The sequence below is a fragment of the Bacillus cereus group sp. BfR-BA-01492 genome, assembly GCF_022662815.1.
In the GTDB taxonomy this organism is placed as follows: Bacteria; Bacillota; Bacilli; order Bacillales; family Bacillaceae_G; genus Bacillus_A; species Bacillus_A cereus_BD.
In genome coordinates, this window is the sequence record NZ_JAKUEH010000044.1 from 1 (window position 1) to 2,319 (window position 2,319).

Here is a 2,319-nt window from a genome sequence, read left to right on the forward strand (position 1 = left end):
CATAGGTCTTTCAGATATATATTCACCAGAAACAACTTCTTCAAAAATATCAATGATATTATGATGCTCTTTATGAGCGAGTTCTAATAACTGAGTTCGATGACGTTCAAGCGTATCATAATGTTGTCCGTGTTCCATTGCTTTTTTTCTTCTTCTAGATCTTTACGGCTTTTACGTAAATAAATACATCAAGTTCTTCTGGACGATACATTCGTTTCACCTACCAGCTTGTCTAGTATTATTGTTATGGATATGTATGGAAAACTTGTCCTATGAAAATGATAGTTCGTCTTTTTTCCTGTCTTGCATACATATAGTGCAAGGGGAGATATGGTGAAAGAATTCCAATTTGGCAATACAAAAGTCATTATCCATTCACCACTTGTATCAATGGAAAAAGAAGAACAAAAAGAATGGTTTCAAAAAGAATGGGAAAAGAGAAATCCAGTGTTAAAGTCGATAGTTGAAGCGGCAGTAAGTTGTCAAGAAGATGAAAAGTAAAAAGAGCATTCTCTTTTCCTAAGAGATATGCTCTTCTTTTTTTGCTAAATTATTCACCGACATAAATAATTGTTTTTCATTGTGAATAGCTTTTTTAGTTCGGTAAATAATAATCTTGATCATTATTATGGGAAGTAGGTGAGTCTTGAGAGAGATCAATACCCCTTTCTAATGTTTCTAATAAGTAATATCCGAGTGCTTCATCTTGCTGGATTAAGTTATGTAGTAAAGTGCTCGCCCGGGTGATTCGATATTTGGTTTCATCTTGTATGAATGAGAAGTTATCCATTGTGATGAGTTGAAGTTCATCTTGCAATTTTTGTAGTAAGGAAAGCTGAAGCGTATCTGTCTTTCCGGTTTCAAGATTACTTAAATAAGCTGGTGACACACCAAGTTGTTTTGCAAAGGTGTTTAGTCCAATGCCTTTTTGAGTACGTAGTGTACGAATATGTTTACCAATTTCGTTTATCATAAGACTAACCTCCATGGATTTATTGAAAGGAATACATAAAATGAATAAGCAAAAGAAAATTACAATTACATCAGTAAGTTATGTTCATGATCCAGAATCAGCTCAAAAATGGTTTGAAGCGTATACCACATACACTTAATCACTGAGTTTGATACCATTGAGAAATTCTTTAATTCCATTATGACAAAAACTTGATTATATTTATTATTATGTACAGAAATTTAGTGGAATAAACATGTTCGGTAATTAGGATAGAGAACTATATTTTGAATGAAGCAGTCTCGGTCATTGGATGCTAGCTCATTTAAAATACATTTAAGTATAAGAGAATAAGTTGATTTAGTATATAAAAAAACACCAAATTATGGATATTGAGATTTAAGAATCCCTTGGTGAAGATAGTATATTGAATTATCATTATTAAAAAAGGGAGTATCTGAAGAAGATAGAAAAGAAATATTTTTAAAACAAACAGGTTATGAAATTTTAGGAGAATCAAAAAGGATGATACAAACACCTAAATTTAGAAGGAAAAAGAGAGCTTAATGTACCTTCTAAAGGAAAAAGATTATTTGAATGGCATATAAAAATTGGTCGTACAACCAGAATTCATTACTATGTAGATGAAGAAGATGAAAAAGTTTATATTGAGTATTGTGGATGTCATTTAGGAATACCTTCTTATAATTCTTAACTTGATATATTTATATACAATAGTTATATAGAATTGTAGTATGGGTATATCTTTGCTAATTAAACCGTACAATCGTTCATCATCTACCCTTTTTTCTGTTTATAAAAACATTAGGGATGAGAAGTTTAAGTATTATATATTGAAGAATAAGAAGGATGTTTTTAATTGTCTAAAAACATTTTTCTTAAAAGAGAATTAAAAATAAATATCTTAGAAATCGAGAAATGATAAAGTGAAATTTTTATCAGTGGGAGTTTAATGCCCAAGTATTGTGTGTAGAAATTAAGAAAGAATAGTTTATGAAGAACGGAGAGCCGTTCTTTTTTGTTTTTATGTATACCATACAAGTTTTCTGAGCAGGATATTAGTACCATATAACTTTTCGATATTTGATAAGTCGTTATGGAGGGGATGAGGATGAAAACACAATAAAATAAAGAGAGAGCAAAAGAAAAAATTTTTGCTCTATGTGAGGTGGAAGGATATAAGGTATTAGGGGGCACCATATCAAAAAATTGTGCGTTTAGAGACATTTTAACCGTAGCGAGTGTTTTTTAATATTTAGGACCCATATAATCATAACTTTGATCTAATGCCTTAATTAAGTCAATCGCACTCTTTAATTCATGCTTATCAGCCTGAAGTTCTTCCA

At 30.7% G+C, this 2,319-nt stretch carries 2 protein-coding genes and 2 pseudogenes; 2 read left to right on the forward strand and 2 right to left on the reverse strand.

What is annotated here, in order from left to right:
• A pseudogene (locus MR063_RS21425) lies at nucleotides 1-211 on the reverse strand (recombinase family protein); the annotation flags it as partial.
• A 122-nt stretch (nucleotides 212-333) separates the two neighbouring features.
• Between MR063_RS21425 and MR063_RS21430 the strand changes: the two are divergent.
• Nucleotides 334-501, forward strand: a complete 168-nt coding sequence (locus MR063_RS21430) for a hypothetical protein (protein ID WP_242201333.1) — start codon at nucleotides 334-336, stop codon at nucleotides 499-501.
• Nucleotides 502-595: 94 nt separating this feature from the next.
• Here MR063_RS21430 and MR063_RS21435 read toward each other — a convergent pair whose 3' ends face one another.
• Nucleotides 596-973 (reverse strand): helix-turn-helix domain-containing protein, encoded by a 378-nt coding sequence (locus MR063_RS21435; RefSeq protein ID WP_242201335.1) that lies wholly within the window; start codon nucleotides 971-973, stop codon nucleotides 596-598.
• 752 nt (nucleotides 974-1,725) lie between these two features.
• On the opposite strand from MR063_RS21435, the pseudogene MR063_RS21440 reads away from it, so the two are divergent.
• Nucleotides 1,726-1,866: pseudogene (locus MR063_RS21440) on the forward strand (sporulation protein YhbH); the annotation flags it as partial.
• Nucleotides 1,867-2,319: the final 453 nt, after the last annotated feature.